Raw genomic sequence first — 15,688 nt, forward strand, 5'->3', positions numbered from 1 at the left:
ATTAACTGCGGGTGAAATTCCGGCGGCCATTAGCGTACGCACCCGCGGTTCAGTACAGGAAGATGTCGATCCACGCCCTGTTGTGCGCGTGGAGCAGCACCAGGAACAGCACGAAGTCGAAGAGCAGGTGCACGCTCACGATGTACGACAGCGACTTGGTGGCGGTGAAGATGCGGGCCTGCAGCAGGGCGAAGGGGTAGATGAAGAACGGCGCCCAGGCCTTGAATCCCAGTTCCCACAGGAAGGACGTGAACAGGACCGCCTGCAGCAGATTGGCCTGCCAGTCAGGCAGATGGCGGCGCAGCAGTGCGAAGCAGGTGCAGACGAAGAAGAGCTCATCCCAGATACCCAGGGCGTTGGTGCCGACAAAGAGCCGCGCGATGCCCTCTGGATCGTGCACGGCGGGCCAGTTCATGTAGACCCCGGTCCTGATCATGTAAACGGGCAGCAGTGCATAGCCGATCACCACGACGGCGGGCAGGTACCACTTCTCCGCACGTGTCCATATCTGCCCGGTCCGGACCGGAAACACCACCGCGTGCTCTTTGGTGACGAACCGTGAGACGGCGTAGGGGATCCCCACGGCCGCGATCATGGCCGACCCCATCACGAGCATGTGGGACGTGCTGACGTCGGTGGTGATGGGCACGGCACTGATGATGGCCACCCCGGCGGCAATCAGGGCGAGATCGCGGAACAGCAGGCGGTCCACCAGTGACGCGACCACGAGCGCCGCGGCGAGCAGCGCGTAGCCTGGCAGGCTCTGGTCCAGCGCGAACAGGACAAAGCCGGCCATTGAGACCATGGCTGCCGGGACAACGCGCAGGGAAGTCCCCTTCACGGTGCGTTCCCCGGTCAGCCCGGAGCTCACCGGTGCCTGAACTCCGGCTGGCGCTTCTCAGCGAAAGCAGCCATGCCTTCCTTCTGGTCCTCCGAGGCGAAGAGCGAATGGAACAGACGCCGTTCGAACAGCACACCCTGCGCCAGTCCCGTCTCGAAGGCAGCGTTGACCGCTTCCTTGGCCAGCATGGCGGCCGGCTTCGACTTGGACGCGATGACCTCCGCGGCCTTCAGCGCCTCCTCCACGGTATCCGCGGCGGGCACCACGCGTGCCACCAGGCCGGAGCGCTCTGCCTCGTCCGCGCCGATGAACCGGCCGGTGAGGATCATGTCCATCGCCTTGGCCTTGCCCACGGCGCGGGTGAGCCGCTGGGATCCGCCCATGCCCGGCACAACTCCGAGGTTGATCTCGGGCTGGCCGAATTTGGCGTTGTCGCCGGCGATGATGAAGTCGCACATCATGGCCAGCTCGCAGCCGCCGCCGAGCGCGAATCCGGACACCGCGGCGATCAGCGGGATGCGCAGCCGGGTGAGGTCCTCCCACCCGCGGAACCAGTCGGCGTCGTACATCTCCAGGTATCCCTTGTCCGCCATCTCCTTGATGTCGGCGCCCGCGGCGAAGGCCTTTACCGAGCCGGTAATCACCACGGCGCCAACGCCCGGGTCCGTGTCCATGGCCGAAACCGCGGCCACGAGTTCCTCCAAAGTGGTCCTGTCCAGGGCGTTAAGTGCCTCGGGCCTGTTCAGGGTGACCAGGCCGACGCGCCCGCGGCGCTCCACCAGAATGTTCCCGTAGTCGTGCGTCATCCATGCCCCTCACGTGGTTGGTGCGTCCTGAAACGTTGGTGCGTCCTGAAACGTTGGTGCGTCCTGAAACGTTGGTGCGTCCTGAAACTAAGCCTACTGTCCTGACTTGTCCCGGATGTCGGTGATGATGCCGGAGAAATCCCGGCCGGCCCCGCCTTCCGCGGCAAAGGCGTCGTAGATTTCGGAGGCCAGCGGGCCCATCCGCGCGGCGACGCCGGTGGACTGCAGGGCGTTCAGTGCCAGCCGAAGGTCCTTGGCCATCAGGGCTCCGGCGAACCCCGGCTGGTAGTCCCGGTTGGCCGGGCTGGTGGGCACCGGGCCCGGGACGGGGCAGTTGGTGGTGAGGGCCCAGCACTGTCCGGACGCCGCGGACGCAACGTCGAAGAGGGCCTGGTGCGTCAGCCCCAGCTTCTCCCCGAGCACGAACGCCTCGCTGACGGCGATCATTGAGACGCCCAGGATGAGGTTGTTGCAGACCTTTGCCGCCTGGCCGGCGCCATGCTCTCCGCACAGCACCGCGCGTTTGCCCATGACGTCGAACAGGGGCCGCACGGTCTCGAAGTCCTCCGGCAGTGCGCCCACCATGAACGTCAGCGTGCCGGCCTCCGCCCCGACCACGCCGCCGGAAACCGGCGCGTCCACGGAGCGGTGCCCGGCGTCCAGTGCCAGCCTGGCGGCCTCCCGCGCCTCGTCCACGTTGATGGTTGAGCAGTCCAGGAACATGGTGTTCGGTGCCGCGGCGGCCAGCAGTCCCGGCTCCCCGTCCACGCCCCTGTATGCGTCCAGCACGTGCTGCCCGCTCGGGAACATCGTGAGCACGATGTCCGCTCCGGGGATGCTTTCCGCGGCACTCGCGGCCGTGGGGATGCCGTGCCCGCGCGCAGCGTCCAGCGCCGCGGGCACCACGTCGAAGCCGATGACCCCGTAGCCTGCCTTGACCAGGTTGACCGCCATGGGACCGCCCATGTGGCCCAATCCGAGGAAGGCAATTCGCGGTTTGGCTTCCTCAGGTTGGGTTGCTTCTTCAGGCATGGTCCGACTCCTTTTCCCACAGAACCAGTTCCCGGTCCCCCAGCGGCGCAAAGTACCGCCCGACGTCGTCCGCGTGCACTTCCTGCAGCGTGGCCGGCTGCCACCGGGGGTTGCGGTCCTTGTCCACCACCTGCGCCCGGATCCCCTCCCGGAAGTCCGGTCCGGCGAGGCAATGCAGCCCCACCCGGTATTCCTCGGCCAGCACTTGGTTCAGCGTCAGCCCGCGCGACCTTCGCAGTGACGCCAGAGTCACCTTGACGGAGGTGGGCGACTTCGTCTCGATGGTGTCGGCGGCCGCCGCAGCCTCCCCGCCCGCGGCGCGCAGCCGCCGGATGATTTCCTCGGCGTCGTCCGTTGCGTAGCAGGCGTCGATCCAGTCCCGCTGCGCCGCCAGCGCCGAGGCGGGCGGCTTTTCGGCAAAGCGTACGACGGCGGCTTCCGCGCTTTCGTTTTCCAGTGCCGCCGCGAGGGCGGCGAGGCTGCCGGACGGAACAAAGTGGTCGGCGAGCCCCAGGAACAGCGCATCGGCCCCGGTCAGGTGGGCGCCGGTAAGGGCGGCATGGGTGCCCGTCTCCCCCGGTGAGCGTGAGAGCAGGAGGGTGCCGCCGACGTCAGGCACAAACCCGATGGTGGTCTCCGGCATCCCGGTCCGGGTCCGTTCGGTGACGATGCGCAGGGAGCCATGCGCGGAAATGCCCACGCCGCCGCCCAGCACCAGGCCGTCCATGAACGCCACGTAGGGCTTGGGGAACCGCTCGATCAGTGAATTCAGCCGGTATTCGTCCGCCCAGAAGCCGGCGGTTTCGTCCCCGCCGGCGAGGATGTCGCGGTAGATGGCCACGATGTCCCCGCCTGCGCACAGGCCGCGGTGGCCGGCGCCCTGGACCAGCACCGTGGCCACGCTGTCATCGTCCGCCCAGGCGGTGAGCTGTTCCAGAACGGCGGTGACCATGCCGGCCGTGAGCGCGTTGACTGCCTTGGGCCGGTTGAGCGTGACCACCCCCAGCTTGCCCCGCTGTTCGAACAGCACCCCGTGTTCAGGTAGTTCTTCAGTAAGCGCCGGGTTTGCCGGCGTCCCGTTCGGGGCAGGTTCAGTCATCAGCTTCCTTCCGGCATGATGAAGCTGGCACCCTGCCGGATGCCGGAGGGCCAGCGTGAGGTCACGGTCTTGGTCTTGGTGTAGAAACGGAAGGCATCGGCGCCGTGCTGGTTGAGGTCGCCGAAGCCGGACGCCTTCCAGCCGCCGAAGGTGTAGTAGGCGATGGGCACCGGAATGGGGACATTAATGCCCACCATCCCCACCTGCACCCGGCTGGCGAAGTCCCGGGCCGCGTCCCCGTCGCGGGTGAAGATGGCCACCCCGTTGCCGAACTCGTTCTCGCTGCAGAGCCGCAGGGCCTCGTCGTAGTCGGCCGCGCGGAGGACGCTGAGCACGGGACCGAAGATCTCCTCGCGGTAGATCTTCATGTCCTTGGTGACGTTGTCGAACAGCGTGGGGCCAATCCAGAAGCCGCCGTCGTAGCCGTCCACGGCCAGGCCGCGGCCATCAACCAGGAGCGAGGCGCCCTCCTCCTCGCCGGATTTGATGTAACCCTCGATCCGCTCCTTGGCGGCGGGCGTCACCACCGGCCCGAAGTCGGAGTCCTTGGCCGTGCTGTGCCCCACTTTCAGGGACTTGATCCGCTCCTGCAGCCTCGCCACAAGGTTGTTCGCGGTCTCCTCCCCCACAGGGACGGCCACGGAAACTGCCATGCAGCGTTCGCCGGCCGACCCGTAGCCGGCCCCGATCAGGGCATCGGCGGCCATGTCCAGGTCCGCGTCCGGCATGATGACCATGTGGTTCTTGGCGCCCCCGAAGCACTGGGCCCGTTTTCCGTGCGCCGCCGCCGTGGCGTAGATGTACTGGGCGATCGGGGTGGAACCAACGAAGCCGATCGCCTGCACGCGCCTGTCCTCGAGCAGCGCGTCCACAGCTTCCTTGTCGCCGTTGACCACGTTGAACACGCCGTCCGGCACCCCGGCTTCGGAGTAGAGCTCGGCCAGCCGCAGCGGCACGGACGGATCGCGCTCGGACGGCTTGAGGATGAACGCGTTGCCGGCCGCGAGCGCCGGGCCGGACTTCCACAGCGGGATCATGGCGGGGAAGTTGAACGGCGTAATGCCTGCGACAACGCCCAGCGGCTGGCGCATGGAGTGCACGTCGATGCCCGAGCCGGCGTCGTCGGAGAACTCGCCCTTGAGCAGGTGCGGCGCTCCGGCTGCGAACTCCACCACCTCGATGCCGCGCTGGATGTCGCCCCTGGCGTCGGCGAGGGTCTTCCCGTGTTCCGAGGACAGGAGGGCGGCGAGCTCGTCCATGTTGTCGTTGACGAGGTCCACGAACCTCAGCAGGATTCGGCCGCGGCGCTGGGCGTTCATGGCGCCCCACTCCGGCTGGGCTTTTTCGGCGTTTTCGACGGCGTTGCGGACTTCTTCCGCGGACGCCAGCGGCACCTTGGCCTGGACTTCTCCGGTGCAGGGATCAAAAACATCGCCGTACCGGCCGGACGTGCCGTCGACCCGCCGGCCGCCAATGTAGTGGGAAAGTTCGCGAACCATGGATGCTCCTTTGCATGACCCCGGTCATCTCTGGTGCTGAATCTACTCGGACTTCCTACTAAATTCCAGAGCCCCCAGGCGGGGCCGGCACACGGGGTGAGCTGCCGCCGTCGTGGGGGGCTTTGACGCGCAAACCGTGCTTCCGGACGCCAAATCCCGGCGTGTCCCGCGTCAAAGTGCCCCGTTTCGGACGCGGTCCGGACGCGGTCCGGACGGCACCGCGCCGCCACCTGGCGGGAGTCCCAACCGCGTCCAAGTTCGGTAAGTTAGGACTGTGAAGATAGCTACCTGGAATGTGAACTCGCTGCGTGCCCGTGCCGACCGTGTTGAGGCGTGGCTGCAGCGCTCCGATTGTGACGTCCTGGCCATCCAGGAAACCAAATGCAAGGACGACAACTTTCCGTGGGAGCTCTTCGAGCGCATGGGCTACGAGGTGGCGCATTTCGGCGTCAACCAGTGGAACGGTGTGGCCATCGCCTCGCGCGTGGGCCTGGACGACGTCGAACGCGGGTTCACCGACCAGCCCCACTTCGGCAAGGAAGGCAAGGATCCCGTCCAGGAAGCCCGCGCCATGGCTGCAACCTGCGGCGGCGTCCGCGTCTGGAGCCTCTACGTCCCCAACGGCCGCTCCCTCGACGACGAGCACATGCCCTACAAGCTCAAGTGGCTTGATTCGCTGAAGAACCACGCCGCCGGCTGGATCTCCGGGGACCCGTCCGCGCAGGTGGCGCTGATGGGCGACTGGAACATCGCCCCCACGGACGACGACGTCTGGGACATCGACCTGTTCCTCACCCAGGGGTACACCCATGTCAGCGAACCGGAACGCGCCGCGTTCCGCGCCTTCGAGTCCGTGGGCTACTCCGACGTGGTGCGCCCCCACACGCCGGGCCCGGGCGTCTACACGTACTGGGACTACACCCAGCTGCGCTTCCCCAAGAAGGAAGGCATGCGGATCGACTTCATCCTCGCCTCGCCGGCCCTCGCCTCGCGGGTTTCCGGCGCGTCGATCGACCGCGAGGAGCGCAAGGGCAAGGGCGCGTCCGACCACGCACCGGTGATTGTGGAACTGACCGACTGATGGAGGCTGACGGCTGATGACAGGCAGGCATTCATGACGGGCAACCTCTACCGGGGCCAGGCCGGGCTCCCGTTCTCCTCCACGCTGCGCGTTTATGAGCCGCTGGACGCGTTTCCCGAGGACCAGCGGGCCGCCATCAAGTCAGCCGGCGAGCGGGCGGTGTCCCGCGCCGCCGTCGAAAACGCGGAGCTGCTGGCTTCCCTGGGCCGGATCACCAGGCCCGGCGGCGATCCGTTCCCCACCGGACGGACGGACCTGGTGCGCGTCACCCGCGCCCCGGGCGTCCCCGTGGAGGAAGACGGCAAGGAAGGCTCGGCGGAGGAAACGGCCGACGGCGTCGCGCTGCTTTACTGCCCCAGCCAGCTGGTGCTTCGGGCCGGGTTGGCGGCAAACGCGCTGATCGAGGGCATCCACGGGCCCCTGGCCGAGCTGCTCATCCCCGAGGAGCAGCGGGACAGGCACCAGGAACGCATCGACCTGGTCAACGCGCGCGACGGCATCACCCGGGTGCACACCCGCGCCTCCACCTGGGGCATTCCCTTCAGCTGGTTCTCGCTGTTCCTTGAGTCCGATCCGCAGGACGTCGTCGAGGCCGGCGGCAGGATCCTCACCGTCCGCGTGTGGACGCCGATCTCGGACGCCCTCGACCGGGTGCGCTACGCCGTGGCGAACCTGGCCCTCGCCGCGCCTGACCTGGACATGCTGGACGATCTCACGCAGCTCACCGAATGGCTGGAGCTCTTCCACGCGGACTCCATGGTGGAGCTGGACTACGGCGCGGTGGCGGACAAGGTCTACCCTGACGACTCCCCCATGGACGTGCGCCTGGGCATCGAGTGCCTCGCAGAGGGGGACATGACAGGCGCGGCAGCCGCCTACCGCCGCCTCGCTTCGCGCTGGATCCCGATCCGCCAGTTGGCCCGGGCCTCGTAAACCGGCAGTCTTCCTGGCCCGGCACCCGGCTCTTCCCAAGACTCAGGCGGGCTGTCAGGAGGACCGGGGCGGCGCCGTCGTGCGTCTGACAATCAGGCGGTGCGGTGCGACGGAGGACCGCACCGACCCGGGTATGCCCAGGAGTTCGTCGAGCAGCATCTTGGTGCCAAGCTCGGCCTGTTCGTCCGGGCGCTGCCCCACTGTGGTGAGGCCGATGGCGTCGGAAAAATCGTGGTCGTCGATGCCGATCACGGACAGGTCGTCGGGCACCCGGACGCCCACCCGGTTCGCTTCGAAAATGACCCCCATGGCCATCTCATCGGACGCGCAGAAGATGGCAGTCGGTTTCTCGCCTGGCTGGGCCCACAGCCGCCGGAATGCCTCCTGCCCGCTACGCACGGTGAAGTCCCCCCACTCGTCCCACTCGGGCCGGACTTCCAGGCCCGCGGCTGACATCACGTCCTGGAAGGCCAGGATGCGGACCCGGGGAACATCGAAGTTGAGGTCCGTTTCGTCGTCGCCGTGCAGCAGCGCAATGTCCCGGTGGCCGAGTTCGATCAGGTGCTTGACGGCCGTGGACGCCGCCGCGTAGTCATCTATGCCAATGTAGGCACATTCCTCGACGTGGCCACCCACCACTACCAACGGAATGTCGATCTTCTGCAGGTGGTCCAGCTCATCCCGCGTCAGCGCCATACACAGCACCAGAAGGGCGTCGATCTGTTTGTAGACCATGGTCTTGCTGAAGAGCCGCTCGCGGTGGCTGCCGTGTCCGCCGAGGTTGAAGAGGGAAAGGTTGTACTGCCGGGCGTGCAGCTCGCGGTCCGCGCCCTCAATGGCCTTCGAGAAGAACCACCGGCTCACAAAGGGAGCCAGCACCCCGATGGTCTTGGTGCGGCCGGTGGCCAGGCCGGACGCCGAAGACGAGGCGACGTAGCCCAGTGCCGTGGCCACCTCAAGGATTTTTTCCCGGGTGGCCGGCGAAACGCGCGGCAGGCCGCGGACGGCGCGGGACACGGTTGCCGTCGACACACCCGCGGCAGCGGCCACGTCTTCGATGCTGACTCCTGAGTGGCCACCGCGCTGTGCCCTTTCAGTAGTGCGCGCCACGATGTCCCCTCCAACCCCTCATTCAGATTTCCGCCATGCTGATTGCCCGGCGGCAAGAATCCATTTTAGTCCGGCCGGCCTCACTTCCGCCGCGTGGCCGTGCGCGAAGGAAGGCGCCTCCGCAGCCTGACCATGCCATACAGTGCCAGCAGGGTGGCCAGCAGCCCCAGCGCCCAGCCGACGGCGGGCTGCGCCGTCAGCTCCATCCAGACTGTGGCGATGAGCAGCACCACGGCCCAGAAACCGAGGAATCCGATGATGATGTCGAAATCCTCGCCGGACCGGACGCGCTTGGGCGCAATCGGAGCCGGTTTCCTGCCCTGTGGTGCTGCTCCGTCCGTCACTTGACAGCACCCGCCGTCAGGCCTGCCACAATCTTGCGCTGGAACACCAGCACCAGGATGACCAGCGGGATGGTGACAATGGTGCCGGCAGCCATGATGGCCGTGTACGGGACCTGGTTCGGCTGGGCCCCGGCGAAGTTGGCGATGGCCACCGTTACCGGCTGGGTTGCATCGCTGGACAGCTGGCTGGCGATCAGGAATTCATTCCAGGAAGAGATGAACGCCAGGATCGCGGTAGTGAAGATGGCCGGTGCGGCGAGGGGCATGATGACCTTGCGGAAGGCCTGTCCCTGCGTGCAGCCGTCCACCCGGGCCGACTCCTCCAGCTCCCACGGCATCTCCCGGAAGAAGGAGGTCATGGTGTACACCGTCAGTGGCAGGACGAACGAAATGTTCGGGATGATCAGCGCCTGGTAGGTGCCCATCCAGCCGATGTTGGTGAACAGCTGGAACAGCGGCGTGATCAGGGCAACGCCCGGGAACATGGATGCGCCCAGGATGAAGCCGAGCACCAGGTACTTGAACCGGAAGTTCAGCCGTGCGAGCGCGTAGGCCGCGAACACACCGATGATCAGCGACACGAGCGTGACGACGCCGCCGATGAAGACACTGTTGAGCAGCGCCTGGCCGAACCTGTTCCCGAACGAGGTGTCGAACGCGGTGTTGAAGTTGTCCAGCGTGACATGGCTGGGCAGGATCGAGGTGTCGTAGGTGAAGCCCACCTCGCGGAACGCCGTCACCACCATCCAGTACGCCGGTGCGAGGCACCAGATCAGGATGACGGCAGCGCTGATGTAGGTCCTGCCCTGCGCCCACTTCTCCCTGTTCTGGGCCTTGCGGCGGCCTCGGTCCTGCTCCGCGCGCAGGCTTGTGGCGGAGGATGTCGCGGCGGTCATTTCTTCCCCTTACCGGTGGCGCCGCTTTGTTCAACAACATTTGCGCCGAGGAACCGGACAAAGATGAACGCGACAAGAAAGATGATGATGAAGGTAATGGTCGACAACGCCGCGGCGACATTGAACCCTTGTCTGATTTGGTTGATCACCAAAATGGACAGCGTGGTGGTGTTGTTCGCGCCGCCCGTCAGGATGTACGGGAGGTCGAACATGCGCAGCGCGTCCAGGGTTCGGAACAGGATGGCCACCATCAGGGCCGGCTTCACCAGCGGCAAGGTGATCAGCCGGAAGCGCTGCCAGGCGCTGGCGCCGTCGACCTTGGCTGCCTCGTAGACCTCGGCCGGGATCATCTGAAGTCCGGCCAGGATCAGCAGGGCCATGAACGGTGTGGTCTTCCAGACGTCCGCGATGACCACTGCCCACTTGGCCGGCCATTCGCTGCCGGTCCACAGGATTGAGGTGTTGAACAGCTTGTTGGCGATGCCTTCGAAGGCGAAGATGAAGAACCAGAGCTTCGCGGTGACGGCGGTGGGGATGGCCCACGGCACCAGCACTGCGGCACGGACCATGCTCCGTCCCTTGAAGGTGCGGGCCATGATCATGGCCATCCAGAAACCCAGGACGGTCTCGAAGGCGACGGTAACCACGGTGAAGAAGAACGTGGTTGCCGTGGCCGACCAGAACTGGGAACCCAGGGTGCCGGGCGGGCACGCCACCGTTCCGCCGGCGGGGGCAGAACACTGCTGGGCGATCCAGTTGACGTAGTTCTGGACGCCTGCCGGGCCGCCTGCCGTGAACAGGCCGGTGGCAGGATCAAGGCCTGCGTCCTTCTGGAAGGACATCACGATTGCGCTGACGATCGGGTACACGATCACCACGGCAAGGGCGATGATGGTCGGGGCCAGGAGCCACGAGGCCCACCTGCCCTGACTGAGAATCTTGTTGTCCTCACCCACGCCCTTGGGGCCGTGGTGGACCGGGGTGCCGCCCGACGCCGGTGCCTTGACCGGCGTCGAGCCTACTTCGGTTGCCATGACAGAACTACGATCCTGCACCGGCGGATTCGATGGACTTCTGCATGTCAGACAGTGCAGTGTCCACGGGCTTTTCGCCCTTGATGGCTGAATACGCGTTTTCCTGGATCGCCTTGGTGACCGCCGGGTAGAACGGCGTGACCGGGCGCGGCTTGGCGTTCTCAATGGAGGTCTTCAGCACGGGCAGGTACGGGAGCTTCTTCACCAAGGCAGCGTCAGTGTAGAGGCTGCCCAGGACCGGAGCCAGTGAACCCTGGGTGGCGTAGAACTTCTCGGTCTCCTCGGACGTCATGAACTTCAGGAAGTCCAGGGCAGTGGCCTTGTTCTTGGAGTAAACGCTGACCGCGAGGTTGTGGCCGCCCAGCGAGGAGGCGCCGGGGCCGTCCTTGCCGGGGATCGGGGCGATGCCCAGCTTGTCCTTCACTGCCGAGGAACCCTCGGTGGTGGCCAGGTTGTAGACGTAGGGCCAGTTGCGCAGGAAGAGGAGCTTTCCGCTCTGGAACGCCTGGCGGCTCTGCTCCTCCTGGAAGGTGATGCCTTCCTTCGGGATGTTGCCGTCGGCGTAGGCCTTGGCCAGGTTCTCCAGGCCTGCCTTGGCCTGATCGGTGTTCAGGCTGGGCTTGCCGTCCGGATCCAGGACGGAGCCGCCGGCGGAGTTGATGGCCTCCGACGCGTTGACGGTCAGGCCCTCGTACTTGCTGAACTGCCCGGCGTAGCAGCCAATGTTGTTCTGCTTGGCGATGGAGCACATGCCCATCATTTCGTCCCACGTCTTCGGCGCTGTGGGGACCAGGTCCTTGCGGTAGTACAGCAGGGCGCCGTCGGAGGTCTGCGGGGCCGCGTACAGGGTTCCCTTGTACGTGGCGCTGTCGACGGTCGGCTTCAGCATGGCGCTGGTGTCGAAGGCCATCTTGTCCTTCAGCGGCTGGAGCCATCCCTTGGCCGCGAACTCCGCGGTCCACACGACGTCAACGTCCACGACGTCGTAGCTGGCGTCCTTGGCCTGGAAGTGCTGCACGATGTCGTCGTGCTGCTGGTCCGCCTGGTCCGTCTGCTCCTTGAAGGTCACCTTCTCGTTCGGGTGGGCGGCGTTCCACTTCTCGATCAGCGGGCGGACGACGTTGCTGTTGTCCTTGCCCTGAACGTAGGTAATGGGACCGCGGCCGTCCAGGTTGTTGGCGGCGTCGCCGCCCCCGCCGCCGCCGCCCGTGGTGCCGCCCCCGCCGCCGCCGCCACAGGCAGACAGGGTCAGAGCGAGCACGCCGGCAGTGGCAACCGGGAGTAAGAACTTAGGGGTTTTCATTGGCTGGAGACTCCTCGCTGAGTGACATGGAAATCAGTCGTGCGGTTGATGTGGTGACTGTCACACTAGTAACGTTGCCCGAAGATATGCAAGCGTTTACACCTAATTGTTACCGGAGAGGCAACCATGACCCACCGCCCGATCAGCACGCCGGCTTCCGAGACAGCAGCTTGGTGGGCCCACGCGGCTGTTTACCAGATTTATCCGCGTTCTTTTTCTGATGGGAACGGTGACGGCATGGGTGACCTCCCCGGCGTCACGGCGCGCCTGCCCTACCTGCAGCAGCTCGGCGTCGACGCCGTCTGGCTCTCGCCGTTCTACCGGTCCCCGCAGGCCGACGGCGGCTACGACGTCGCCGATTACCGGCAGGTGGATCCGGCCTTCGGCACGCTGGCCGACTTCGACGCCATGCTGGACGGGGCCCACGGCCGCGGGCTGAAAGTGATCGTCGACCTGGTGCCCAACCACACGTCCGATGAACATGTGTGGTTCCAGGAGGCCCTCGCCGCGGAACCCGGTTCGGCCGCCAGGGAGCGTTACATGTTCCGGCCAGGGAAGGACGAGGTTCCCGGCTCCGGCGACGGCAACATCGCCCCCAACAACTGGAAATCCATCTTCGGCGGACCGGCCTGGACGCGCACCACGAATGCGGACGGCTCCCCGGGCGACTGGTACCTGCACCTGTTCGACACGAAGCAGCCGGACCTCAACTGGGAAAACCCCGAGGTCTGGGCGGAGATGCGTTCCGTGCTGCGCTTCTGGCTGGACCGTGGCGTGGACGGCTTCCGGGTGGATGTGGCCCACGGGATGGTGAAGGAGGCCGGCCTTCCGGACTGGGAAGGCGTGGCTGCCATGGTGGAAGGATCCGCCGAAGCCGCCCACGTGACGGATCCCCCGGGCGCCCACGGCGAGGCAGTTGAACCGCATACGGCGCACGCTTCGCCGGCCGGTACCGGGGCCGCTGCCGGGACGGGGGCGAGCACCGATTCGAGCGCCGGGAACGCCGCCGTGAGCACGGAACACGAGCCGGTGTCGCCGCTGTATCCGCCGTCGCCGTTCTTTGACCAGGACGGCGTCCATGACATCTACCGCGACTGGAACAGGGTCCTGGCCGGGTACGATGGCGACCACATGCTGGTGGCCGAGGCATGGGTTGAACCCGCGGAGCGCCTGGCGCGCTACATCCGCCCGGACGAGATGCAGCAGGCTTTCAACTTCGACTTCCTCCTGGCCGGCTGGAACGCACAGCGGATGGCCGTGGCCATCGAGGACTCCCTCGAGGCGGCCGCGTCCGTTGGGGCGCCGTCCACGTGGGTCCTGAGCAACCATGACACGGTGCGCCACCCGAGCCGCTTCGGCCTTCAGGACCCCACGACCTTCCCGAAAGGCATTGCCGCCGAGGACGAACAGCCCGACGCCGTCCTGGGCCTGTCCCGCGCCCGGGCCGCCACGCTGGTGTCCCTGGCCCTCCCCGGCTCCGCCTATATTTACCAGGGCGAGGAGCTTGGCCTCCCTGAGCACACCACCCTGCCCGCAGAAGCCCGGCAAGACCCTACGTTCTTCCGGACCAACGGCATCGAACGGGGGCGCGACGGCTGCCGGGTGCCGCTGCCTTGGAAATCCGAAGCGCCGGGGTACGGCTTCGCCGAGGCGTCCACCGCGCAGGACCCGGCCGCGCCCTGGCTGCCGCAGCCTGAATCCTTCGAAGATTTGGCTGCCGACCGGCAGGACGGCGTCAAAGGCTCGACATTGGAGCTGTACCGCTCGGCGCTTGCCACGCGCCGGAGCCACAGGCTGGGATCCGGAACATTCTGCTTGGCGGACAACCACGATCCCCAACTGGGCGTTCTCGCATTCCTGAACCGGGACGTCCTGGTGATCGCAAACACGGGGGCGAAGCCTGCGCCCGTCCCCGACGGATACCGGGTGGCGCTCTCCAGCGCCGGAGAATCAGGCGCTGATGACGCGGTCGTTGCGCCCAACAGCGCCGCGTACCTGGTGGCCGGATAAATTGCCCGGCCGTTTCGGGCTACCGGTTTCTGGCTGTCAGAGTTCTGAAAAATAGAGCTAGCGGACCCGCTCAGCGCGGCTGAAGCGGGTCCGCGCGCCGGCCGCGATATGCACAACGACCGGTGTCCGCTGGCCCACCACGGCGCTCAGAGCGTCAATGAGGTCCGCAGCCTCGGCCGCGACGGCCTGCGGCGGGACACCCGGGCGTGGGTGCAGCCGGAGCTTCAGCGCGGGCTGGCCCTTTACACCGTAGATCGAGACCGTGGCTCCGGCAAGCTCCGGACGGTCGGCCAGGGCGTTCTTGAGTGCCTGCTCGGCAACTCCGCCGCCGATCCGGATATCTCCGGGAACACCGCCCGGGTCCTCTGCCGCCAGCAGAAGGTCGGTGCGGCCCTTGCCCTGCTGGGCGATCCACGCAACCATGAGGCCGATCAGCAGCACCACAGCGAGGGCCAGGACGATCCACAGCCAACTCCCCTGACGGCCGGGGAACTGGGTCCCCTCGAAGACCGCGGTGGCATTGTCCGACACGCTCTTGGACCAGGAGTGCCACCACGCCGCGACGGCGGGGACGGCCGCCAGGAGTACCAGCAGCACGCCGATCACCAGCAGTTTGAAGCCAAGAATGCCGAGAAGGACCCGGTTGAGAAGCCTGGGCGTGCCGTTCATGCGCCCACCACCCCGGAAGTCGACAGATTGACGGTCACCTGTGGCATGGGAGCTGGTCCCATCGCCTGCAGTTCGTCCTCGACCGCCTGCAGGATGTCGTTTTCGCTGACCGGCACACCGGAGGTGGGGCGCACGTTGACCACCACCTGTCGCTGGGAAACCACCACCATGACTTGTTCCTGCGTGACATTGGCCGCCAGGCGCGCGCTCCGGGCAAGTGCCGCGGCGATGACTTCATCATCAACCACAACGGCAATCCGCCGGTCGGCCAGCAGATGCCTGGCCCGGCGCCCGGGCAGGACCGCGCTCAGGAAAAAGAAGAGACCTACTGCGGCGGTCACGGCTCCGGCGGCACCCAGCAGCAGAGGCGGTACGCCCGACGGGAGGGCCACGATGCGTTCGGCTGCCGTCTGCGGATCGATGAGCCAGGGCGGCTGGCCGATGGCACGTACCGCCGATTCAAGGAGCGCGTAAAGACAGAGAACGATGACCAGGGATCCTGCGATGACCGATGCCACAGCCCGGGAGGCGTGGGTCTCGCGGTGCAGGACGTGCCGCATGTCGATGGTGGCGGCGTGGGCTGCCCCGGTGCCGTCCTGCGCCGGGTCCCCGCCGGCCTCATGCTGCTGTTCGACGACGGAACTCACCGCACCCTGCCCTCTTCCGTGACGTGGGCACCGCTGATGCGGATATCCACCCTGCTCAGACTCGCACCGCTGAGTTCGGTGACCTTGGTCAGAATGTCGGTCTTGGCGTGCACTGTCCTGTCCCAAATGGAGCCGCCCAGAGCCGAGACACGTCCCGGGTCGCGGAGTACGGCGGTAAGGCTGGGAATTCTGATGGGGGCCACGAGGGACAAAGCCAGCAGGCCGTCGTCGTCCGACCAGTCAGCGCGCACGTCATGGGCATGAATGCCCAGGGCCTCGGCGGCGGCAGCCTTGGCCAGGCTGGTGAGGGCCTGGGTGCTGATCCTGTTGTGACCGCTGTACTGCCGGCCGGGCCTCGCTGGTTCGGCTGCCTGGTTCATGTCG

Annotated in this window: 16 protein-coding genes; 3 read left to right on the top strand and 13 right to left on the bottom strand. The window is 66.6% G+C overall.

Annotated elements, in window-relative coordinates; translation table 11 throughout:
* Positions 1-49: 49 nt before the first annotated feature.
* The 5 genes from ACFQ50_RS01900 to ACFQ50_RS01920 all read right to left on the bottom strand — a co-directional run bounded on the left by ACFQ50_RS01900 (position 50) and on the right by ACFQ50_RS01920 (position 5,277).
* On the bottom strand, positions 50-796 hold the full coding sequence (locus ACFQ50_RS01900; RefSeq protein WP_377993948.1) for a type II CAAX prenyl endopeptidase Rce1 family protein: 747 nt from the start codon (positions 794-796) through the stop codon (positions 50-52).
* A gap of 71 nt (positions 797-867) precedes the next feature.
* Entirely contained in the window at positions 868-1,647 is a 780-nt protein-coding gene (locus tag ACFQ50_RS01905; RefSeq protein WP_377993836.1) for an enoyl-CoA hydratase, read from the bottom strand.
* Between the two features lie 93 nt (positions 1,648-1,740).
* Positions 1,741-2,679 (bottom strand): 3-hydroxyisobutyrate dehydrogenase, encoded by a 939-nt coding sequence (gene mmsB / locus ACFQ50_RS01910; protein WP_377993837.1) that lies wholly within the window; start codon positions 2,677-2,679, stop codon positions 1,741-1,743.
* On the bottom strand, positions 2,672-3,778 hold the full coding sequence (locus ACFQ50_RS01915; RefSeq protein ID WP_377993838.1) for an enoyl-CoA hydratase/isomerase family protein: 1,107 nt from the start codon (positions 3,776-3,778) through the stop codon (positions 2,672-2,674). Before ACFQ50_RS01915 ends, mmsB begins: the two co-directional genes overlap by 8 nt.
* On the bottom strand, positions 3,778-5,277 hold the full coding sequence (locus tag ACFQ50_RS01920) for a CoA-acylating methylmalonate-semialdehyde dehydrogenase (RefSeq protein ID WP_377993839.1): 1,500 nt from the start codon (positions 5,275-5,277) through the stop codon (positions 3,778-3,780). The genes ACFQ50_RS01915 and ACFQ50_RS01920 overlap by 1 nt, the downstream gene beginning before the upstream one ends.
* A 274-nt stretch (positions 5,278-5,551) precedes the next feature.
* Between ACFQ50_RS01920 and ACFQ50_RS01925 the strand changes: the two genes are divergently transcribed.
* On the top strand, positions 5,552-6,358 hold the full coding sequence (locus tag ACFQ50_RS01925) for an exodeoxyribonuclease III (RefSeq protein WP_377993840.1): 807 nt from the start codon (positions 5,552-5,554) through the stop codon (positions 6,356-6,358).
* A 33-nt stretch (positions 6,359-6,391) separates the two neighbouring features.
* Positions 6,392-7,291 carry a hypothetical protein gene (locus ACFQ50_RS01930; protein WP_377993841.1) on the top strand — a complete coding sequence of 300 codons (900 nt, stop codon included), beginning with the start codon at positions 6,392-6,394 and terminating at the stop codon, positions 7,289-7,291.
* 54 nt (positions 7,292-7,345) lie between these two features.
* Here the strand turns inward: ACFQ50_RS01930 and ACFQ50_RS01935 are convergent, their stop codons facing one another.
* The 5 genes from ACFQ50_RS01935 to ACFQ50_RS01955 all read right to left on the bottom strand — a co-directional run bounded on the left by ACFQ50_RS01935 (position 7,346) and on the right by ACFQ50_RS01955 (position 11,978).
* Positions 7,346-8,401, bottom strand: a complete 1,056-nt coding sequence (locus tag ACFQ50_RS01935; protein ID WP_377993842.1) for a LacI family DNA-binding transcriptional regulator — start codon at positions 8,399-8,401, stop codon at positions 7,346-7,348.
* 80 nt (positions 8,402-8,481) lie between these two features.
* Positions 8,482-8,745 (bottom strand): hypothetical protein, encoded by a 264-nt coding sequence (locus ACFQ50_RS01940; protein ID WP_377993843.1) that lies wholly within the window; start codon positions 8,743-8,745, stop codon positions 8,482-8,484.
* The gene (locus ACFQ50_RS01945) at positions 8,742-9,641 is read right to left on the bottom strand and encodes a carbohydrate ABC transporter permease (RefSeq protein WP_377993844.1); all 900 of its coding nucleotides are present in this window, start codon (positions 9,639-9,641) and stop codon (positions 8,742-8,744) included. Before ACFQ50_RS01945 ends, ACFQ50_RS01940 begins: the two co-directional genes overlap by 4 nt.
* Positions 9,638-10,675, bottom strand: coding sequence for a carbohydrate ABC transporter permease (locus tag ACFQ50_RS01950; protein WP_377993845.1), 1,038 nt, complete (start codon positions 10,673-10,675; stop codon positions 9,638-9,640). Before ACFQ50_RS01950 ends, ACFQ50_RS01945 begins: the two co-directional genes overlap by 4 nt.
* A 7-nt stretch (positions 10,676-10,682) precedes the next feature.
* The gene (locus tag ACFQ50_RS01955; RefSeq protein WP_377993846.1) at positions 10,683-11,978 is read right to left on the bottom strand and encodes an ABC transporter substrate-binding protein; all 1,296 of its coding nucleotides are present in this window, start codon (positions 11,976-11,978) and stop codon (positions 10,683-10,685) included.
* A 126-nt stretch (positions 11,979-12,104) separates the two neighbouring features.
* Between ACFQ50_RS01955 and ACFQ50_RS01960 the strand changes: the two genes are divergently transcribed.
* On the top strand, positions 12,105-13,988 hold the full coding sequence (locus ACFQ50_RS01960; protein WP_377993847.1) for a glycoside hydrolase family 13 protein: 1,884 nt from the start codon (positions 12,105-12,107) through the stop codon (positions 13,986-13,988).
* Between the two features lie 57 nt (positions 13,989-14,045).
* On the opposite strand, the gene ACFQ50_RS01965 is transcribed toward ACFQ50_RS01960, so the two are convergent.
* From ACFQ50_RS01965 to ACFQ50_RS01975, 3 genes are read right to left on the bottom strand one after another with little or no spacing between them, the layout of a single operon-like run.
* Positions 14,046-14,657 carry a hypothetical protein gene (locus ACFQ50_RS01965; protein WP_377993848.1) on the bottom strand — a complete coding sequence of 204 codons (612 nt, stop codon included), beginning with the start codon at positions 14,655-14,657 and terminating at the stop codon, positions 14,046-14,048.
* Positions 14,654-15,304: a DUF6286 domain-containing protein gene (locus ACFQ50_RS01970; protein WP_377993849.1), complete on the bottom strand. Its 651-nt coding sequence runs from the start codon at positions 15,302-15,304 to the stop codon at positions 14,654-14,656. The genes ACFQ50_RS01965 and ACFQ50_RS01970 overlap by 4 nt, the downstream gene beginning before the upstream one ends.
* Positions 15,301-15,684, bottom strand: coding sequence for a hypothetical protein (locus ACFQ50_RS01975; RefSeq protein WP_377993850.1), 384 nt, complete (start codon positions 15,682-15,684; stop codon positions 15,301-15,303). The genes ACFQ50_RS01970 and ACFQ50_RS01975 overlap by 4 nt, the downstream gene beginning before the upstream one ends.
* Between the last annotated feature and the right edge of the window lie 4 nt (positions 15,685-15,688).

Source organism: Arthrobacter sp. NPDC056493, from assembly GCF_042795115.1.
Classification (GTDB): Bacteria; Actinomycetota; Actinomycetes; order Actinomycetales; family Micrococcaceae; genus Arthrobacter.